General features: G+C 72.6%; 16 protein-coding genes and 1 CRISPR repeat array. Of the genes, 8 read left to right on the top strand and 8 right to left on the bottom strand.

Going from position 1 to position 19,246, the window contains the following annotated elements:
- Positions 1–112: 112 nt before the first annotated feature.
- Positions 113–415 (bottom strand): hypothetical protein, encoded by a 303-nt coding sequence (locus tag ACWCXC_RS12045; RefSeq protein WP_450685490.1) that lies wholly within the window; start codon positions 413–415, stop codon positions 113–115.
- Between the two features lie 190 nt (positions 416–605).
- Between ACWCXC_RS12045 and ACWCXC_RS12050 the strand changes: the two genes are divergently transcribed.
- A complete protein-coding gene (locus tag ACWCXC_RS12050; protein ID WP_450685491.1) occupies positions 606–2,126 on the top strand; it encodes an MFS transporter in 1,521 nt (506 codons plus the stop codon).
- Positions 2,123–2,701: a TetR/AcrR family transcriptional regulator gene (locus ACWCXC_RS12055; protein WP_450888410.1), complete on the top strand. Its 579-nt coding sequence runs from the start codon at positions 2,123–2,125 to the stop codon at positions 2,699–2,701. Before ACWCXC_RS12050 ends, ACWCXC_RS12055 begins: the two co-directional genes overlap by 4 nt.
- A 61-nt stretch (positions 2,702–2,762) precedes the next feature.
- Here ACWCXC_RS12055 and ACWCXC_RS12060 read toward each other — a convergent pair whose 3' ends face one another.
- From ACWCXC_RS12060 to ACWCXC_RS12075, 4 genes are all read right to left on the bottom strand, one after another.
- Positions 2,763–3,110 carry a YciI family protein gene (locus tag ACWCXC_RS12060; protein ID WP_450685493.1) on the bottom strand — a complete coding sequence of 116 codons (348 nt, stop codon included), beginning with the start codon at positions 3,108–3,110 and terminating at the stop codon, positions 2,763–2,765.
- A 107-nt stretch (positions 3,111–3,217) separates the two neighbouring features.
- Positions 3,218–4,114 carry a virginiamycin B lyase family protein gene (locus tag ACWCXC_RS12065; protein WP_450685494.1) on the bottom strand — a complete coding sequence of 299 codons (897 nt, stop codon included), beginning with the start codon at positions 4,112–4,114 and terminating at the stop codon, positions 3,218–3,220.
- Positions 4,115–4,257: 143 nt separating this feature from the next.
- Entirely contained in the window at positions 4,258–4,605 is a 348-nt protein-coding gene (locus ACWCXC_RS12070) for a hypothetical protein (protein WP_450685495.1), read from the bottom strand.
- A 287-nt stretch (positions 4,606–4,892) separates the two neighbouring features.
- Complete coding sequence (locus ACWCXC_RS12075) at positions 4,893–5,840, bottom strand: oxidoreductase (protein ID WP_450685496.1); 948 nt, start codon at positions 5,838–5,840, stop codon at positions 4,893–4,895.
- A 97-nt stretch (positions 5,841–5,937) separates the two neighbouring features.
- Between ACWCXC_RS12075 and ACWCXC_RS12080 the strand changes: the two genes are divergently transcribed.
- Both ACWCXC_RS12080 and ACWCXC_RS12085 read left to right on the top strand, forming a co-directional pair.
- The gene (locus tag ACWCXC_RS12080; RefSeq protein ID WP_450685509.1) at positions 5,938–6,645 is read left to right on the top strand and encodes a TetR family transcriptional regulator; all 708 of its coding nucleotides are present in this window, start codon (positions 5,938–5,940) and stop codon (positions 6,643–6,645) included.
- A 167-nt stretch (positions 6,646–6,812) separates the two neighbouring features.
- Positions 6,813–7,193, top strand: coding sequence for a hypothetical protein (locus tag ACWCXC_RS12085; protein WP_450685497.1), 381 nt, complete (start codon positions 6,813–6,815; stop codon positions 7,191–7,193).
- Between the two features lie 140 nt (positions 7,194–7,333).
- On the opposite strand, the gene ACWCXC_RS12090 is transcribed toward ACWCXC_RS12085, so the two are convergent.
- The 3 genes from ACWCXC_RS12090 to ACWCXC_RS12100 all read right to left on the bottom strand — a co-directional run bounded on the left by ACWCXC_RS12090 (position 7,334) and on the right by ACWCXC_RS12100 (position 12,624).
- Complete coding sequence (locus ACWCXC_RS12090) at positions 7,334–8,254, bottom strand: alpha/beta fold hydrolase (RefSeq protein WP_450685498.1); 921 nt, start codon at positions 8,252–8,254, stop codon at positions 7,334–7,336.
- Between the two features lie 227 nt (positions 8,255–8,481).
- A complete protein-coding gene (locus ACWCXC_RS12095; protein WP_450888414.1) occupies positions 8,482–10,146 on the bottom strand; it encodes a cellulase family glycosylhydrolase in 1,665 nt (554 codons plus the stop codon).
- 226 nt (positions 10,147–10,372) lie between these two features.
- Positions 10,373–11,500: a CRISPR direct-repeat array (repeat unit 29 nt; unit sequence GGGACCACCCCCGCGTGCGCGGGGACCAC).
- 281 nt (positions 11,501–11,781) lie between these two features.
- Positions 11,782–12,624 (bottom strand): helix-turn-helix domain-containing protein, encoded by an 843-nt coding sequence (locus tag ACWCXC_RS12100; RefSeq protein WP_450888416.1) that lies wholly within the window; start codon positions 12,622–12,624, stop codon positions 11,782–11,784.
- Positions 12,625–13,049: 425 nt separating this feature from the next.
- On the opposite strand from ACWCXC_RS12100, the gene ACWCXC_RS12105 reads away from it, so the two are divergent.
- The 4 genes from ACWCXC_RS12105 to ACWCXC_RS12120 all read left to right on the top strand — a co-directional run bounded on the left by ACWCXC_RS12105 (position 13,050) and on the right by ACWCXC_RS12120 (position 19,233).
- On the top strand, positions 13,050–14,315 hold the full coding sequence (locus tag ACWCXC_RS12105; RefSeq protein ID WP_450888418.1) for a methyltransferase domain-containing protein: 1,266 nt from the start codon (positions 13,050–13,052) through the stop codon (positions 14,313–14,315).
- Between the two features lie 981 nt (positions 14,316–15,296).
- Complete coding sequence (locus tag ACWCXC_RS12110; RefSeq protein WP_450888419.1) at positions 15,297–15,494, top strand: hypothetical protein; 198 nt, start codon at positions 15,297–15,299, stop codon at positions 15,492–15,494.
- A 202-nt stretch (positions 15,495–15,696) separates the two neighbouring features.
- A complete protein-coding gene (locus tag ACWCXC_RS12115; RefSeq protein WP_450685502.1) occupies positions 15,697–16,275 on the top strand; it encodes an N-acetyltransferase family protein in 579 nt (192 codons plus the stop codon).
- Positions 16,276–16,575: 300 nt separating this feature from the next.
- The gene (locus ACWCXC_RS12120) at positions 16,576–19,233 is read left to right on the top strand and encodes a serine/threonine-protein kinase (RefSeq protein ID WP_450888422.1); all 2,658 of its coding nucleotides are present in this window, start codon (positions 16,576–16,578) and stop codon (positions 19,231–19,233) included.
- Positions 19,234–19,246: the final 13 nt, after the last annotated feature.

Here is a 19,246-nt window from a genome sequence, read left to right on the forward strand (position 1 = left end):
CCCGCCTCGCGGGAGCGGCGCCGACGGCTATGCGCTCGGACGCGCCGACGCGTATCCGCCCAGGCAGACGCGTGTGCACGCCCAGGCGGCCCGGCGCGTATCCGCTGTCCGCTCAGGCGGCCCGGCGGGTGACCGCCCAGGACGCGGCGGCGACCGTGCCCGCGACGGTGAAGACGGCCGGCCAGGCACCCAGCTTCTTCGCCAGCGGGTGCGACCCGGCGAAGGCGGCCACATAGGCCGTCGTCAGCGCGGCCGCCGCACGCGGTCCGGCCTGCCGGTTCCACTCGTACGCCGCCGCGCCGCCCGCCGCGGCGAGGGCGACGCCGCCCAGCGGCCGCTTGCCGGTCCACCGCGCGAGGGCGTAGCCGCCGACCAGACCGCCCGCCGCCACCGTCGCTGCCGGAACCTTCGCCATCGCCGCCACCTCAGCCTTCCCGTAGACATCGCCGTGCCCGGGCCCACCGCCCGTACCGGCTCCGGTCTCCGAGGCTAACGCCAGGACCGGGGAACCCGTCGCGGCGGGGGTGCACAAGCGTTTACCCTGGGGTGAACAGATGTGCACCCCTGCCCCGGGTGTGCCGCCGCCGAGTACGCAACGGAGAACCATGCCCGCGGACATACCGGTCCCCGCCGCCACCGCACCCCCTGCCGTCCGGGCCCGGCACCCCCGCTTCGCCGTGGGCGTCCTGGCCTTCTGCGGCGTGGTGGTCGCGGTCATGCAGACGATCGTCGTCCCGCTCCTCCCGCACGTCCCCGCGCTGACCGGCGCCACCCCGGCCGCCGCGAGCTGGCTGGTCACCGTCACCCTGCTGACCGGCGCGGTGTTCACGCCGGTCCTCGGCCGGGTCGGCGACATGTACGGCAAGCGCCGGGTGCTGGTCGCCTCGCTCGTGGTCCTGGTCGTCGGCTCGGTGCTGTGCGCGGTCAGCTCCCACATCGGTGTCCTGATCACCGGCCGGGCCCTCCAGGGCGCCGCCATCGCCGTCGTCCCGCTGGGCATCAGCATCCTGCGCGACGAACTGCCGCCCGAGCGCGTCCTGTCCGCCGTCGCCCTGATGAGCTCCACCCTCGGCATCGGCGCCGCGGTCGGCCTGCCCGTCGCCGCGCTGGTCATCGAGCACTTCGAGTGGCACACGATGTTCTGGGTCTCCGGGGCCATCGGCCTCCTCGACATCGTGCTGGTGCTCCTGTGCGTACCGGAATCCCCGCTCCGCAGCCGGGGCCGCTTCGACGCCCTCGGCGCGCTCGGCCTGTCGGCGGCGCTCGTCTGCCTGCTGCTCGCCGTCACCCAGGGCGCCGGCTGGGGCTGGGGTTCGGCCCGGACCACCGGCCTGCTGGCCGCCGCCGTGGTGATCGCCCTGCTCTGGGGCGCGTACGAACTCCGCGTCCCCACCCCCATGGTCGACCTGCGGATCTCCGCCCGCCCCGCCGTCCTGCTCACCAACGTCGCCGCGCTGCTCGTCGGCTTCGCCTTCTACGCGAACTCCCTGGTCACCGCCCAGATGGTGCAGGAACCGAAGGCCACCGGTTACGGGCTCGGCGCCTCGCTCGTCGTCAGCGGACTGTGCCTGCTGCCCGGCGGGGTGGCCATGGTGGCGCTCTCGCCCGTATCGGCCCGGATCTCCGCCAAGCACGGCCCGAAGACCAGCCTGGCGCTGGCCACCGCGGTCATCGCCGTGGGCTACGGGGTGCGCTACTTCACCAGCCACAGCCTGTGGCTGATCATCGCGGGCGCCACGGTCGTCGCCTCCGGCACCGCCATCGCCTATTCGGCGCTGCCCGCGCTGGTGATGCGCGGCGTCCCGGTCAGCGAGACCGGGGCCGCCAACGGACTCAACACCCTGATGCGCTCCATCGGACAGGCATTCTGCAGTGCGACGGTCGCCGCCGTCCTGGCCAACATCACGTTCCGGGCGGGTGGCCGCACCGCCCCCACCCTCCACGCCTACCAGCTGGTCTTCCTCATCGCGGCGGGAGCGGCCCTGGCCGCCCTCGCCGTCACGCTGTTCCTCCCCGGCCGCGGGCCCGCCGCCGGTGCTGCGGGTACGGTCGAGGAGAGCCGGGAGACCGCGGACACCCGCGAGGGGGGTGCGCGGGCGGCGGAAATCCAGGAGGGCGCTTCATGACCGGCGGTCAGGCCATCGCGACGGCCCCCGTCACCGACGGGCCGGCCAGCGGCCGGGACGCGATCCTGCGCGCCGCCCGCCGGGCCTTCACCCAGCGCCCGTACGCCGAGGTGACCATCCGCAAGATCGCCGCCGACGCCGGGGTCAGCCCTTCCCTCGTGGTCAAGCACTTCGGCCGCAAGGAGGAGCTGTTCAACACGGTGGCCGACTTCGGCCCGGCCGCCGCCGACCTCCTCGACGCCCCGCTGGACCGGCTCGGCCGCCACCTGGTCGTCACCCTGGTCACCCACCGCCGCGCCCTCAACTCGGACCCGCTGCTGCGCGTCGTCTTCTCGCTGGGCAACCAGGACGAGCGCTCGCTGCTGCGCGACCGCTTCCACGAGCAGGTCACCGACGCCCTGACCGCCCGGCTGTCCGGCCCCGAACGCGCCCTGCGCGCCGAGCTGCTGGCCGGCCACCTCCTGGGCCTCGGCGCCACGCTCAGCCTCCATCGCGAGGGCGCGGGCGCCCGCGCCACCCCGGAGCACATCGCCGACCTCTACGCCCCCGCGCTCCAGAAGCTGATCACCGGCTGAGACGCGCGCGGCCGGGTGGGTGCTGCCCGGCCGGGAGCCGTCGCGGCGCGGACGGACCGGATCAGGCGGATTCGAGGACGGGGCGCAGCTCCAGCGCCTCGGGCGTCGGGAAGCCCCGCGCGATCCGGACGGCCTCGTCGTGGTCGGCCACCTCCAGGACGAACCAGCCGCCCAGGGTCTCCTCGCCGCCGTGCACCGGCCCGTCGGCCACGGTCGCGGACCCGTCGGCCGCCTTGCGCACGGTGACGGCACCCCGGCCCTCGGTGTCCAGGGCGTCGCCGCCCGCCAGCTTGCCGGCGGCGGCGAGTTCGCCGATCCATGCCTCGTACGACGCCCGGTAGGCGTCCCGGTCGGCCTTGATCAGGGCGCGCGAGGCATCGGTCTCGAAGACGACGAGGGCGTACTTCATGGGGTGTCCCTTGCTCGGTGGGTGTGACATCTGGGAGATGGAGGGATGGGGGAGGGGCGAGCCGGGTCCGGCGGGCTCAGCTCCCCGGAGGGCCGGGTTCGGCGGGCTCAGGCCCGGTGCCCCGGCGCGACGCGAGCAAGGAAGCCCGTCTCCAGGGCCGTCCAGAGGGCGCCGTCCGGTCCGACGGTGATGCCGTGCGGTTCGGAGGCGGGGGTGGGCAGGTCGTAGCCGGTGAGCGTGGCGTCGGGGGCGATCGAGCCGACGCGGTTGCCGCCCCACTCCGTGAACCACGCGGTGCCCCCGGCGTCGACGGTCACGGCGTGCGGACGGGCGGCGGGGTCGGGCAGCGGATGCTCGGTGACGCGGCCGTCGGGGGAGCGGTGGCCGATGCGCCCGGCGGCGATCTCGGTGAACCACACGCTGCCGTCGGGCCCCGCCGCGATGCCCACGGGGCCGGCGGCCTCGGTGGGCAGCGGGTGGACCGTGACGCGGCCGTCCATGCCGATGCGGCCGAGGGCGCCCGCCTGGTTCATCGTGAACCACATCGCGTCCCCGGCCGCGACGACGGCGGAGGGGAACGCGCCGGACACCGGCAGCGGGTACTCGGTGATCTCGCCGTCGACGGTGATCCGCCCGATGACGTCAGCGGCGGTCCCGGTGTACCAGAGCGCCCCGTCCGGCCCCGGCGCGATCCCGAAGGGACCGCACGCCTCGGTCGGCGGCGCGTACTCGGTGACCTGCCCGGTGACCGTGATCCGCCCGATGCGGTGCGCCCGGTACTCGGTGAACCACAGCGCGCCGTCCGGCCCGGCGCAGATAACCGTGGGCCCGCAGTCCGGGGCGAGGTGATGGACCGTCGGCTCCTCGCCCGGCACCAGCCGGCCGATCCCGCCGCTGTGCACCAGGGTGAACCAGAGCGCCCCGTCGGGCCCGGTGGTGATCGCGTACGGGCCGCTGTCACGGCCGGAGACCGCGTACTCCTGGACAGGCGGGGGCGTTGTCACTGCTGAGGCTCCAGACACTGGGTGGGGCGGCCGCGCCGCCGGTCGTCGCCACCAGCATGCGGTCCGCCCCACCCGTGATCAACAGCCGTTCCCACAAAGACCGTTAACCCGGGGATTCACGGTCGTCGAGGGGTCGGCCGGGATCAGCTGAAGACGACCGAGCGGAGCTTCAGCCGCTCGGAGGCGTGGCCGCCGTTCGGCCGCAGGGTGAAGTAGTCGCCGTCGCAGTCGGGACCGGTGAACACCGTGGCAGTGGAGCTGGTGTTGTTCCACGGGGTGTCGGCCGGGGCCGTGCGGGCCGGGTCGGCCGCACCGGGCAGCGCGATGCACTGGCGGCTCGGCGGGTTGATCAGCCCGGTCTGCTGCCGGCTGCCGTCCTGGGCGGTGTACGTGTAGGTGAAGTCGCCCTGCGCCGCGTCGGCCGAGCCGGGGAGGGTGACGACGAGCGCGAGCGCGCCGAGGGCGGCGGCGACGGAGGTGCGAAGTCGCATGGTGGGGATGCTCCTTGGGGGTAGGCCCGTACGGGACGAGCAAGATCGTTGCGCCGTCGAGTCTGGCCCGCGCCCGCCCGCCGGAACGCGCGCGTTCACCCGCAGGTGGGAAGCTCTCACCCGTACGGGAACGGGGGCGCGGACCCGCCGTGGGCCATGTGGGTCACGGGGGCGCCGCCGACTCCCGTTCCGTGCGCTGCGGACGGTCGTCCCGGCTCCCGTCGGCTCCGACGGACGACCCGGCTCCCCTCGGCTCCGATGGACGATCCGGCTGCGTTCCGTACGGCTCAGACGGCCGCCGGGAAGGCGTACCGCACGTCCGTGGCCCGTTCCGACAGCTCCCAGAGGCGTCGGCCGGTTGCGGGGTCGGCCGCCCCGGCGGACAGTTCCACGCGGGTCGGGGCGCCCCGCAGCTCGCCCTTTCCGTCCGGGCCGATGAACGCGCCGCCCTCCAGGCCCGGTTCGGCCGCCGCGTAGAGCTGTGGCAGGGCTCCGCGCTCCGGGGTCTGGGCGAGCGGTGCGAGGAGGCGGCCGAACAGCAGCCGCACCGGGGCCACGGGCCCGTCGTGCTGGAGGCCGGTTGCGGCGTACCCGGGGTGGGCGAGCAGACTGCGCACCGGACTGCCGGCGGCGGTCAGCCGCCGGTGCAGCTCCTGCCCGAAGACGGCGTTGGCCAGCTTCGACTGGTTGTAGTGGCCCATCGGGGAGTAGCGGTGTGCGCCCGTGAGGTCGTCGAAGAAGAGGCGGGCCTTGCGGTGGTTGGCCGACGTCACCGTCACCACCCGGGGGTCGGTGCCCTTCGCCAGCGGGCCGAGCAGCAGCCCGGTCAGGGCGAAGTGCCCCAGGTGGTTGGTGGCGAACTGGATCTCGTGCCCCTGCGGACTGAGGGTGCGGGGCGGGGCCATCACCCCGGCGTTGTTGACGAGCACGTCCAGCCGGGGGCGGTCGGCCCGCAGCCGGGTGGCGAACGCCCGTACGGAGTCGAGGTCGGCCAGGTCCAGTACGCGGACCTCCAGTCGCGCGTCCGGCTGCGCGGCGGTGATCCGGGCGGCGGCCTTGCGCCCCCGGCCCTCGTCGCGCACGGCCATGACCACCTGCCCGCCCCGGCGGGCGAGGGCCGAGGCGGTGGCCAGGCCGAGACCGCTGCTCGCCCCCGTGACGACGAAGACGCGCCCGCTCTGGTCCGGGATCCGGTCGGCGGTCCAGTGCCGCTGCTGTTGCTGCTGCCCAGTCATACGGCACAGGCTGCTCTTGATGTCATCAAGTGTCAATATGGCACTGAGTGACATAGGGGGCATGGAGTACCCTGAGGGAGTGAGCAGTCGACCCGACATGACCCTGGCCCAGCGCAAACGGCAGCTGGTGGCCGGTGAACTGACGGAATCTGCCCTTCAGTTGCTGGCCGGCAAGGGGTTCGACGCGGTCACCATCGACGAGATCGCGACCGCCGCGGGCGTCTCCAAGCGGACGTTCTTCCGCTACTTCGCGTCCAAGGAGGACGTGGTCGTCCAGTTCCTCGCCGACATGGGCACCGGCATCCGTGCCGAACTCGCCGCCCGCCCCCAGGAGGAGCCCCCCTCCACCGCCCTCCGCCACGCGGTGTGGGTGCCTCTCGCGCAATGCGCCGACCACGGCGACCGGGCGCTCCGCGTCGTCCGGCTCATCCTCGGTACGCCCTCCCTCCACGCCCGCTTCCTCGAACGCCAGGCGCAGTGGCGCGAGGACCTGGCCGAGGAACTGGCGGAGCGGCTGGGCCTCGACGCGGGCACCGACTTCTATCCCGGGATGGCCGCCGGCATGGCACTGAACGCGTTCGACGCGGTCCTGCGTCGGGGGAGCGGGAGCGGGATTGGTGTCGGGAGCGGGTGTGAGGTCGGGGCCGGGGCCGGGGCCGACGAGGGGGATTCCGCTTCCGCTTCCGGTTCGGGTTCCGCTTCCGGTTCGGGTCCCGATACGAACCACGCCCTCGACGTCCTGCTCGACCGGGCTTTCGCGGTGATCGCACCGTCCCTGGACGCGGGGTGTGGGGCGCGCGCCTGAGCAGGGCCCCGCGCCCCACATCCCGCGCCCCGGAGGCCCTCCCTTCGCATTGCTTCCTCGTCGAAGGGCCGCGCCCGTACCCCGGGCACCCTCCACAGTGGGAGCCGTCCGCCGGTCGTCGTACGCAGCACCGACACCGGCATCAGATGACCGAACGGGGAGAATCCATGCGCAGGATCCAGAAGTTCGCCCAGCTCACGGCCGGCGCCGCACTGATCGCCGGCACGCTCGTCGCCGGGGCGCCCTCGGCCCAGGCCGCCAGTTGCAGCGGCGGCGGGTCGGGCATGTACTGCGGGAACTACGCGCCCACGGGGCTGCTCAACCACCCGTGCCTGGAGTCCGGGCCCGAGTGCGGCAACATCCGGGTGGTCGACACCCTGCGCACCACGTACAGCTGGTTCAAGTGCTACGTCCGGGGGGACCAGCACAGCGGCGGCAACAACGTCTGGTACTACACGAGCGGCGACGACCACGGGTACTACGGCTATATCCCCGCCGCCCGCGTCTTCACCAGCGTGGACCCGGCGCCGGGCCTGCCGCGCTGCTGATGGGCCGCTGACGGTTCGCTGACAGGCCGCCGACGGGCCGCCGACGGGGCGTACGCGGGCGGTGGTGAAGCACACCGCCGCCCGCGCGCCCTTTGGCCGGCGCCTGCGCGCCCTTTGGTCGGCACCCTGCACGCCCCCGGTCAGCGCCCCGCGCACTCCCCGCCGAGGAACGCCGCGATCACCTCGTACAACGCCTCCGGCCGTTCCAGATGCACATCGTGTCCGGCTCCGGGAACGCAGACGGCGCGGGTCTCCGGCCGCCGGCCGCGCATGGCGTCGGCGTCGGCGGGCGGGATGATGCCGGACTGCCCGAGGACCAGAAGCGCGGGACAGCGGACCGCCTCCCACTCCTCCCAGACGGCACGCCGGGTGAGTTCGGTGATCGACGCGACCATGACGTCCCGGTCGAAGCGCGGCCACCACCCTCCGTCCCGCTCCTCCAGTCCGGCCGCCCAGCCCTCGCCGAGCGCCCCGCCGCCGTGGAACCGCACGGCGTCCTCGTACGAGGGAAACGGCTTCGGCCACGCGTCCAGCCAGTCCCCGATCTCCCGTGGCGTCGCCGGATCGGTGCGGCCCCCGGCGGCCTCCACGAGGACCAGCGCGCCGACGTGCTCCGGATGCGCGGCGGCCGTCAGCAGCGCGGTGTGCCCGCCCATCGACTGCCCGATGACAACGGGCCGCTCCAGCCCCAACTCCGTGACCACGGCGACCACATCGGCCACATACGCCTCTCGCGAGACATCCCCGGGCCGGCGCTCGCTCGCCCCGTGCCCCCGCTGGTCGACGGCGACGATCCGCCGCCCCGGCGCCAGGAGCCGCGCCAGCGCCTCCCACTCACCGGAGTGCCCCGCCAGCCCGTGCAGCAGCAGGACGGCCGGCCCTGGACCCCCCGAGTCCCGGCAGACCAGCCGCACCCCGTCCCGCACGACCACCCGCTCCGCCCACGCGGCGATGGCCGCCCGCGCCCCGCCGCCCGTACGGGCGGCGTGCGTCCCGTCGCTCGTAAGGGGGAGGTGCCCCCCGTCGCCCGTACCGGGGACGTGCGTCCCGCCGCCGCTCATGTATTCCGCCCCGCCCTTCGCTCCGCGAACGCCTGCTCCGACGCTCCCGGGCCCAGCAGATCAGACGCCGGAGCGCCGGTCGAGGGGCGGCGACAGCGGGGGCGGGGACGGGCGACGCACGCGGGCCGCCCGGGGCGGGGTGCCCCGGGCGGCGAGGTGGTGCGAGGTGCGAGGTTCGTACGGGTGGAGAAGGCCGTACAGGTGGAGAAGGTCGTACGGGTGGTGCGTTACGCGACGGCGCAGGCGGCGCCGCTGAGGGTGAAGGCGGCCGGGGCGGCGTTGGTGCCGTTCTGGCTGCCGGTGAAGCCGACGGTGACCGTCCCGTTGGCGGCGATGGTGGAGGTGTACGAGGCCGGGGCGACGCTCACCGTGCCACCGCTCTGGGTCGGGGTGCCGCCCCACATGTTGGTGATCGTCTGGCCGTTGGCGAAGGAGAAGCCCAGGGTCCAGCCGGCGACGGCGGTGGTGCCGGTGTTGCGGATGGTGATCTCACCCTGGAAGCCGCCCGGCCACTGGCCGACGACCTTGTATCCGACGGAGCAGCTGCCGGCGGGGGCGGTGGAGCCCTCGTCCGTGGTGACGTTCACCGTGGCGGACCGCGCCGAACGGTTTCCGGCCGCGTCGCGGGCGTACACCGCGAAGGTGTAGGCGGTGTCCGCGCTGAGCCCGGTGACCGTGACACCGGGGGTGGCGGAGGAGGCGACGACGGTCTCCGTGGTCCCGCTGACCCGGACGACGTCGTAGCCCGTCACGGCAACGTTGTCGGAGGACGCGGCCCAGGTCAGCGCAACGGAGGTGTCGGTGACGGCGGAGGCGGACGGGGTGCCCGGGGCGGTCGGGGCCTCGGTGTCGGCCGAGGTGCCGCCGTAGACGGTGGCCTCGACGGAGGTCTGGGCGATGCCGTTGACCCCGTGGAAGATGCGCTCGCCCCAGGAGCTGAGCTTCGTCGGGTCGAAGCCGATGGTCAGGTCGAGGATCGGGTCCGTGTTGCCGCTCCAGGACCAGGCGATCCAGCCGAGCCGCAGGCGCTGGGCCTCGGCCATCATCGTGTCCTCGTCCGGGTCGCCGTACTGGTCGGCCGGCCCGCCGAACTCACCGATCACCAGCGGCAGTCCGGCGTCCACGAACGTGTTCAGGTAGTCGGTGACCTTCTGCGCGGCGTTGTAGACGCTGTACATGTGGATCGAGAACAGCAGGTTCCCGGTCGTGTCCGCGTCGTACACCGCCTGCGCGTTGTCCCGCATCACGTTCTGCCAGTCCTGCCCCCAGTTGGGCGCGTCCACCATGATCGTGTGCGCGAACCCGGCCGCCCGCAGCTTCTTGATCGCCGCGGTCGTGGGCGCCGTCCAGCCGGCCGGGTCGGTGTTCCCCCAGGGCTCGTTCCCGATGTTGATGATGACGTAGTCCTCCTGGCCGGCCAGAACGTCCTTCAGCCCGATCCAGTAGTCCGCCGCGTGATTCAGCGTCCCGGCGGCGGCGTCCTCCCCGTACCCGGTGGTGTCGTGCACCTCCAGTACGCAGATCAGCCGGTTCGCCTTGCACTGGGCGATCACGGCCGCCACGTCGTCCGGCCCGTTCTTGCTCCAGCGGTAGCCATCCGACAACACGACCCGGACCGTGTTCGCCCCGGTCGCCTTGATGTCCGCCAACGACTGAGTCTCGCCCGGGTACCACGTGTGCGCGTGATTCACCCCGCGCATCACGAAGTCGTTCCCGTTGCCCTCGACCAGCCGCCCGTCACTGATGTGCAGCCCGACCCCGGCGGCCGCACCGCCCTCCGCCCCTCCGACCTCTCCCGAAGCCGCCTGCGCGGGCGCGAGCCCACCCAGCGCGAGCAACCCGAGCAGGGTGGCCAGAACGGTCAGAACGGTCGTGCCGGGACTCTTCGCCATGCGCCTTGCCGTATGCCTCGTCGTGCCTCTCGCTGTACTCACTGCGGCTCCAGATGGGGGAGGAGGAGAGTGCGGACCACCAAGTGGGAGCGCTCCCACTCGGTGCGCCTCCATGAAGCCATTCAGTCAGGGGCACGTCAATAGGTCGGACGACTTGGGTTGTGGGGTGGTTCCTCTGGGTGGGTGGGGGGCGCGGGGCCGGTGTGGGTCAGTCGGTGTGGCCGCGGGGGCCACCCCCGCGTGCGCGGGGACCACATGGAGCCGAACGAGCTCGCCGGCCCCACCGCGGGACCACCCCCGCGTGCGCGGGGACCACTTGCGGGCGTTGATGGCGCGGGCGGCGCGCTGGGGACCACCCCCGCGTGCGCGGGGACCACTCGATCGGCTGGAAGGGGCGAAGATCTCCCCGGGACCACCCCCGCGTGCGCGGGGACCACCGGCTGACCATGTGGGGACCTCAAGGCGGCCGGGGACCACCCCCGCGTGCGCGGGGACCACGACAAGGACAACAAGGTCATCGGCATCATCGCGGGACCACCCCCGCGTGCGCGGGGACCACTTCGAGCTGGGCGGCCCGGTGGGTCAGTACGAGGGACCACCCCCGCGTGCGCGGGGACCACGACTACATGACCTCGTACCGGATGATGCGCCGGGGACCACCCCCGCGTGCGCGGGGACCACTCGGTGCCGTTGCCGTTGCCACCCTGCCCGCCGGGACCACCCCCGCGTGCGCGGGGACCACCCGGCCGGCAACGCAGATGGACGCGTGCGACCGGGACCACCCCCGCGTGCGCGGGGACCACTCGTCGTACTTCTTCTCCGCCTCACTGGCTTCGGGACCACCCCCGCGTGCGCGGGGACCACGGGGGTCGGTCGACCCCCCCCGGCGGCTTGGGGGGGACCACCCCCGCGTGCGCGGGGACCACTCGATGAAGACGTGCTGGAGGGTGCTGGCGCCCGGACCACCCCCGCGTGCGCGGGGACCACAGCAGGCGGGCGGAGTGTGCGTTGCGGATCCAGGGACCACCCCCGCGTGCGCGGGGACCACCCGGGGCGTCCAAGTAGAGCCCCTTGCTGTGCAGGGACCACCCCCGCGTGCGCGGGGACCACCGACTGTCCCGAAACCGTTTTCCCGGTCAGTCGGGACCACCCCCGCGTGCGCGGGGACCACGCGTGGAGGCGTGCCACCTCCACGCACTCGTTGGGACCACCCCCGCGTGCGCGGGGACCACCTGCTGCGAGGTACATTCGTTATCCATTCGCGGGGACCACCCCCGCGTGCGCGGGGACCACACCCGGTGAGTGACGGCTTCGAGATGTGCCGGGGGACCACCCCCGCGTGCGCGGGGACCACAGGAGCTGACCTGCGGTGTTATCTCTCTGGGGGCTGGATTTTACCCACTTTGCCAAACTCCGACCTATAGGACACAGCGCGCATTTCATCCTTCTCGGGTCACTCTCGGCCCTTTGCTGCTTCATTGCCAGGGTTGCCCACCCTTGATGCTGCCTGTGGATGGCCCTGTGCGAACGAGGGGTGGGCCCGTGTAGGGCTGACAGGTGTCGCAGGCCGGGGCCCCGGTCGAACTCGCTTCGGTGCAGGTCGCATTGAAGAAGAGATGGCGTCAGGAGATTCGATTACCGTGGACTGGCTTTGCGCAAGTCCCTGATCATATTCACTGACGCCGCCTGCGACAACGCCTCGCTCTGAAGCTGATGATAAGCGGTGAGCATGGGTATGACGAGGGACGGTTCGCGTTCGACGTGACCCTGGGCTTCGGACTCCGCGTACGCGACGAGGGAGCGGTCGGCGAGAGTGAGCAGGTTGAGGGGCAGGTTGAATGCGCGCCGTTCTCCCAGGGAGAAGGGCGCCACGTGGATGAACCAGTTGGGGAGTGCGGCCAGTTCTTCCAGTCGTTCCAACTGGGCTTCCATGACCGCCGGGCCGCCGATTTGCTGGAGGAGGGCGCTTTCGTCCAGGACGATGAACACCATGGGCGGCCTGGGTCTGGCCACTGTGGCCTGTCGTTGCATCACGCGGTCGACGCGCTCCTCCGCCTGTTCGGCGGTGACGGATCCACGTTTTACGTAGCCACCGTTCACGGCCCGCGCGTACTCCAGGGTCTGCATCAGGCCGGGGATGAGTCCGAGTTCGAACATCCGGATTTCTGTGGCGCGCTTCTCGTAACTCACGTATTCGGCGAAGCCTTCCAGCATGCTGCCGTTTTTGAGCTGGCGCCATTCACGCTCGAAGGAGCCGGGCGTGCCGGCCAGGTTGAATGCTGCATCGATCTTCCGCGAGAAGAGAAGGGTTGCGGGTTTGCGGCCGGTTTCAATGGCCGAGATGTGGCGCCCGCTGCACCCGATCACCGAGGCGAGGTGATCCTGAATCCAGCCACGGGCCTCGCGTACTTCACGTATCCGTGCGCCGTAGGCGGCCTGCGGGGAAAAGCTCGGATTCAGCTTCTTGATGTTAGCCAATGTGCCCTCCTCGGCAGCTACGTTGCCACGTTGCTGTCCTCGCGAGGTTAGGCCACTCTGAGCGCTCCTGGTAGTGAAAGAGCTACGGAGGGATACGAAAGCGTGTCCGTAGAAGAGCGTGGAACTGGAACCGCCCCGACTCCTGGCCCACTCCCCACCCGTGCCCGCGCCGACGACGACGCCCGGAGCGGCGAGGTGCGGCAGGGGCCGGATCTCACCCCATACGCATCGCTCGTGGCGTTTCCGCCGTGTCGGTGCGGGGCGCCGGTCTGTCCGGATGCCCCGTCGCGGGCCGCGACGGAACCGTCAGGCGCCTTGGACGGCATCCGCGATCGCGTGCGCGAAACGAACGCGATGCGTGCCAAGTACCGGCTGGGGAGTCCCGGCACGCAGGATCACCAGCACTCAAGGGACGGATGGAGCGGATGACGAACGGAGCGAGGCCCGTCGCGACGCGGGCGGATGGCGGCCGGGGCCACGGCGGAGACGGCCTCCCCGACTTCGAGAGGCCGACGGATCCCGCGTACGCCACGCGCGAAGGCACCGCGCACGCCCTGACCCGTGCCGGTGTCCTGAAGGCGGGATGGTGGGACGCCTACGCTCGCGTACCCCGTGAGGCGTTCCTGCCGGACACGATCTGGCCGTTCGACTGCGTGACCGGTGCGACGGTCCACGTGTCGCGGGCCGAGGAGCCGGCCGCGTGGCGGGGTTACGCGCGTGCGGACGTGCCGATCGTGACGCAGTGGGACGACGGGCAGCACGCGGGGCGTGAGCCGGGGAGGTCGCCCACGTCGTCGGCATCGATGCCGAGCGTCGTGTTCCGGATGCTCGACGCCCTCACCGTGGACGACTACTGCCGCGTCCTGGAGATCGGCACGGGAACCGGCTGGAACGCCGCGCTCCTCGCTCACAAGGTCGGGGACGAGAACGTCGTCACCGTCGAAGTGGACGAAGCGGTAGCGACTCGCGCCCGGGAAGCGCTGGCGCACTTCTTCGGCGCGCCCATGGACGTCCTCCACGGGGACGGTCGCGCGGGTGCGCCGGGGCGCGGCACGTTCGACCGCGTCATCGCCACGTGCGGGGTGCGCCAACTCCCGTACGCCTGGGTCGCGCAGACGCGCCCCGGCGGGGTCATCGTGGCTCCGTGGGGCACGGCCTTCACCAACACCGATGGGATCGTCCGGCTTCGCGTGGAGGAGGACGGCGAGAGTGCGAGCGGAAGGTTCACGGGGCCGGCCGAGTTCATGAAGCTCAGGGCGCAGCGCTCCGCACCGGTCGACCACGAGGCGTACGCGCGTCAACTACCCGACACCGCGCCGTCGATGGAGCCCGGCGACGCGGCACGGGACCTCGCCGAGTCGGGCCGCTTCGGCGCGTTGACCTTCGCGCTGGGGCTGCGCGTACGCGACTGCACGTACACCGTCGCAGCGAAGCGCGACGGCGCTCAACCCCACTGGTTCTACGGCCGCGGCGATCGATCCTGGGCATGCGCTCTGCTCACCGACGGCGAGGAGCCCGCCCGCGTCTGGCAGCAGGGGCCCCGCCGCCTCTGGGACGAGGTCCGGGCCGCCCACGACTGGTGGGTGGGCCGAGGGTGGCCGGGGTGGGGGCGTTTCGGTCTCACGGTGAGCGGGCGCGAGCGCGGGCGCGGGGAGCGGGTGTGGGTGGATGAGGTGGGTTGCTTCGTCTAGGGGCGCCGTGGGTGTGGGTCGAAGGGCCCGCCCGTGCCAGGTCGCAGCGCGCCCTCGCTGAGCACCGCAGGCGGGCGTGCAGCAACTTGCCTGCGAGGAAAGGTGGTTGGCCTACGCTTGCTGGGGAGAAGAGTCAGGTCCCGGAGATCGCACCCCGCATGTGCGGGGATGGTCCCGACGCCACGGCGCCGCGCTCGGCGGTGTGCCCGTGTTCCCCGCGTGTGGCGGGGGTGGCCCGGTCTCGCCGTGTTGGGCGGCGGAGAGCCAGGTGTGCTCCCCGCATCTGCGGGGGTGGTCCGGGCGTGCGCCGCGCGCCGGGCGTTTACGAACGGTGGTCCCCGCGCCTGCGGGGGTGGCCTGGCCTCACCAAGGGTGATGTTTGAGGGACTGCGGATGGCGCAGTTCGGGCACCTGGTGGAGGTGGCACGGGAACGGGGTGGAACGTTCCCGGTGGCTCTCGGTGCCTGTCACGCGCCCTACTGAGCACCGCCGGGCCGGCCTCCGACACCGACGCCGCCACCGGCGTCAGAACGTTGCTTCCGTTCGGTCCTTCTGGAAGTGCCCGGGTCCGAGGCCGCTGGTAGATGTGATCACACCCGTGAAAGCTGCGGTTTTCCCCAGGTCAGAAAGGGCCCCTGGATGAAGATCCGTCGAAGACTTTCCACTCTCGCTCTCACCGCCGCCACTGTCGGTATCGGTGTACTCGGTGCTCAGCCGGCCCTCGCCGACGGGGGAGCAGGCCAGGGCTCCTGCGGTCATCACAGCCACGAATGCCAAGGACCTCCCGGACCTCCCGGACCTCCCGGACCTCCTGGACCTCCCGGACCGGCGGGACCGGAGGGCCCCGCTGGCCCCGTTGGTCCTGCTGGTCCCGCAGGACCTGCTGGTCCCGAGGGCCCCGCTGGTCCCGCTGGCCCGGCCGGAGTATCGGGGCCCAGCATCACGGTGAACGGCCCGTCCGTTCCGGCGGACGGCACCTCCGTGGCCACGGCCACCTGCCCGACCGGCTACACCCTCGTCGGCGGCGGGTACACCTCGGACGGCCCCAACACCTACGCGGGCATTGGCGAGAAGGGCCACCCCAACAGCACCAACACGGGCTGGGAGGTCCCCGTCCCGCGGGATTCCACTCCCGGTGCCGCGATCCACGCCTGGGCGATCTGCCTGCCGTACGGGTAGCCACCGTCCCGGACCGGCCCTCTGAAGGCGGCCCCGATCGTTCGAAGCGGCGGGAAGGTTCCGCAGGGGACGGTCGGGGCCCCGAACGGAATCCGGGCCGGTGCGCAGACACCCGCGTCGGAGACCGGGCCGGGGCCGGCGCTCTGGGCGTCGGACGGCGAGCAGCGGTAGCGGGCAGCGCATAACGCCTAACGTGGCGGACATGTCGAATCCGCCCATGCCCCGGCGGCTGCCCGGGGAGCGGTCCCCCGGGGAGCGGCCCTCCGAGGAGCGGCCGTCCGCCCCCGCGTTCTCCCTGCGTCCGCTCGGTTTCACCCCGGAGGAGATCGAGGGGATCGTCGCGCTGTACGCGAGCAATCCCGAGTACTGCCGGGCCTCGGGGGAGTACGACCCCGAAGACGTCGACGCCGAGCGGGTCGAAGCCGACCTGCGGGAGGAGGCGGCGGCGGAGGGGAGCGAGGTGCTGGTGGCCCGTGACGCGGAGGGGCGGCTTGCCGGGCTCGTCTGTCTGCTCGACCGGCATCCGGGGGACGGTCTGCCGTGGATCGGGCTGCTGCTGGTCGGCGGGGCGTTCCACCGTACGGGCATCGGGCGCCGACTGGTGGGGATGGTGGAGGAACGGTTCCGGGGCGAGGGGCGGCGTGGAATCCGGCTCGCCGTCCTGGAGAACAACCCGGCCGCCCTCGCGTTCTGGACCTCCCTGGGCTGGGAGGAGATCGACCGCCGGAGGGACCGGGCCCTCGACCGTCCGTGCGTCGTGATGCACAAGCGCCTCGGCTGATCCGGGCGCCCACGGGAACGGGACGGGACGGGATGGGGCGGGACGGGCCCGGGGCCGGAAGCTGGCTCCGTACGCTCACCGCGCTCCCGTGCCCTTGCCGCGCTCCCGTTAGCTCCCTGCGCCCTCCGTACTCTCCCCGCGCCCTCGTACGCTGACCGCGCCCTCGTACGCTGACGGCGCCGCCCCCGGACCCTCACCGCCCCCACTCCGCAACAGCGGCCGGAAACGAGCCCGCGGCCGGGGCCCCCGGCAGGTACTCTCGGCGGCCGAGGCGAGGGGGAGTTGAGGCGTGTGCCGAGGGTGGCGCTGCACAGGGGGTTCCGCTACATCCACGAGCCGCTGCCGGTGGACGATCCCGCGATTCCGGTTCTGGGGCACGGGGAGCTGGTGGCCGATCTGCGGAGGCGGCTGACGTACTCCCACGGGGGCACGTTCCTGATCACCGGGTTCCGGGGCGTCGGGAAGTCCACGCTGGTGATGCGGGCGCTGGAGGAGGCGGCCCGGGCGCGGCCGGCGGGGGACGTGCTGCTGCCCGTACACCTGAACGTCGCGCGGCACATGGAGTCCGACCAGTTGCTGTTCGCGGTGGTCCGCCGGGTCTTCGAGACGCTGGAGGACCGGGGGCTGATGGAGCAGTTGCCCGGGGACGTGCAGAACGCGCTGATCCTCGCGTACATGCGGACCTCGCTCTCCTTCAAGCAGACGCATTCGGAGGGGAGCGAACGCGGCGGGACCGTGGGGATGGCGGCGTCGCAGGGGCCCCTCGGCTCGTTCTCGCCCAGTGCGAACCTGTCCGGAAAGCAGATGAGTTCGCGGGCGACCGAGGCGTCTTTCCTCGCGTACTCGGAACTCGACGTCGAGCACGACCTGGTGCGGATCATCCAGCTCCTGGACCTCGGCCACGTCCGCAGGGAGCGGCGCGGACTGCTGCGGCGGCGCCGGAGCGCCCGGCTGCGCATCCATCCGGTCGTCGTGCTCGACGAGGTCGACAAGCTCACGGAGAACTCGCGGGACGCGCTCACCGCGCTGGAGACCCTGCTCGGGCGGCTCAAGAGCGTGCTGACGTCCCGGGGGGCCCACTTCCTGCTGATCGGCGGGCCGGACCTGCACGACAGTGCGCTGCGGGACGCCGACCGGGGGAACGGCCTGTACGAGAGCGTCTTCGCCTGGCGGATGTACGTACCGTGCCTGTGGGACGCGCCGGACCGGCTGATACGGGAACTCGTGCGGCGGGGGGAGGCGGAGGACGGAGCGGCGCGGGGGACGGCGGACGGGCCGGACGCGGGGCCCGCCGGACCCCGGGGCGGCGGCGACCCTGCCGGCAGGGGCCCCGCCGGCATGGGCCCTGCTGGCATGGACCCTGCCGACAGGAACTCTGCCGACAGGAACTCTGCCGACATGGATCCCGCCGGCATGGACCCTGCCGACAGCGACGCCGTCCCGCTCGACCTCCTCATCCGCTACCTCCGGTTCAAGTCGCGCGGCGTCCTGCGGAGGCTGCTCCAGGAGCTCAACGGACTCGTCGTCTGGGACGACGACAGCGGCAGTCCGGCGCTGGTGCTGGACGAGGACACCCTGCCGCGCGTCGCGTTCTACAGCGAACTCGAAGCCGTCGTGGCCGAGACCGTGGCGCCGGGCGGGGGCCGCGCCGGGCACGCACTCCTTCCGCTCGACGAGGACCGGCGCCGGCTCGGCGGCTTCCACATCCTGGACTGGATCCTGCGCAGCAGAGGGCGCGCCTTCACGGCCGGCGAGATCGAGTCGGAGATCGACCCGCTGCTCCAGGTCGACCTGCCCTTCGTCGACCGACTGCTCCGGCATCTGGTGCGGAGGAACGTGATCACCGTCGTGAGCGAGCGCGGCGGGGCGGACCGTACGGTCATCGGAAACGTGGCCGCCGTCGGCGCCGCCTACTACCGCCTGTCCGACGAATACGCCGACCGGCTCCCGGGCCTGGCCAGGTTCAGCGAGAGCGAGCGGGCGGACCTGGGGCTGGCCGGGGTGCTTCCCGGGCCGGACGTCCAGCCGTCCCCTCCCGGGACGGGGCGCGGCCCCGTCGCCCGGGCCACCCCCGACCCGGACGCCGAGACCTTCGTGACCGCGGTCGCCGGCGGGGGCCGGCTGATGACGCGGCTCGCCGGGCGGTACGAGGTGGGACCGCTGATCGGCCAGGGCGGGATGGGCGCGGTCTACCGGGGGCGCGACCTGCAGACCGGCGACGAGGTGGCGGTCAAGCTGCTGAACGCGGCCCTCACGACCGACGAGACCATGCGCGCGCGGTTCCGGCGCGAGGCGAGCATCGGGATGAGGGTCCGGCACCGGCACATCGCGCGGACGGTGGACGTGGTGGACGAGCCGAGCCTCGCGCTGATCATGGAGTACGTCGAGGGGCCCACCCTCCGCACCCTCATGAGCGACGAAGGACCCCTCACTCCGGCACGTACGGCCGTCCTGGCGCGCCAACTGGGCTCCGCACTCGTGCACTTGGCGCAGCTGCGGCTGTCCCGCACCGATCTCAAGCCCAGCAACGTCATCCTGCACCGGGAGCGCGGCGCGGTGATCGTGGACCTCGGACTGGTGCACGGGACGCGGGGTGACGCCTCGCTCCCGGAGATCACCCTCACGGGGATGATGGTCGGCACGCCCGGCTACATGTCCCCCGAGCAGCTCAACGGCGACAGCCTCGACATCCGCTCCGACATCTTCACGCTCGGCCTGCTCCTCTGGGAGTGCCTGATGGGCCGCTCGGCGTTCGCCCAGGGATCGATGCAGGCCCGGCTCTACGCGATCGTCAACGAGGACGTCGACCCGGACGTGCTGCCGGTCTCGCCCGAGCTGAAGGCGGTCATCCGCCGGTGCACGGCCCGCGACCCCGGTGCGCGCTACCAGACGCCGGAGCAGTTCCTGGCGGACCTCGAAGCCACGCCCGAGGCGGACGGGGGTTCGCTCGTGGTGTGACGCGCGGCGATGC

The organism is Streptomyces sp. NPDC001515 (assembly GCF_053597115.1).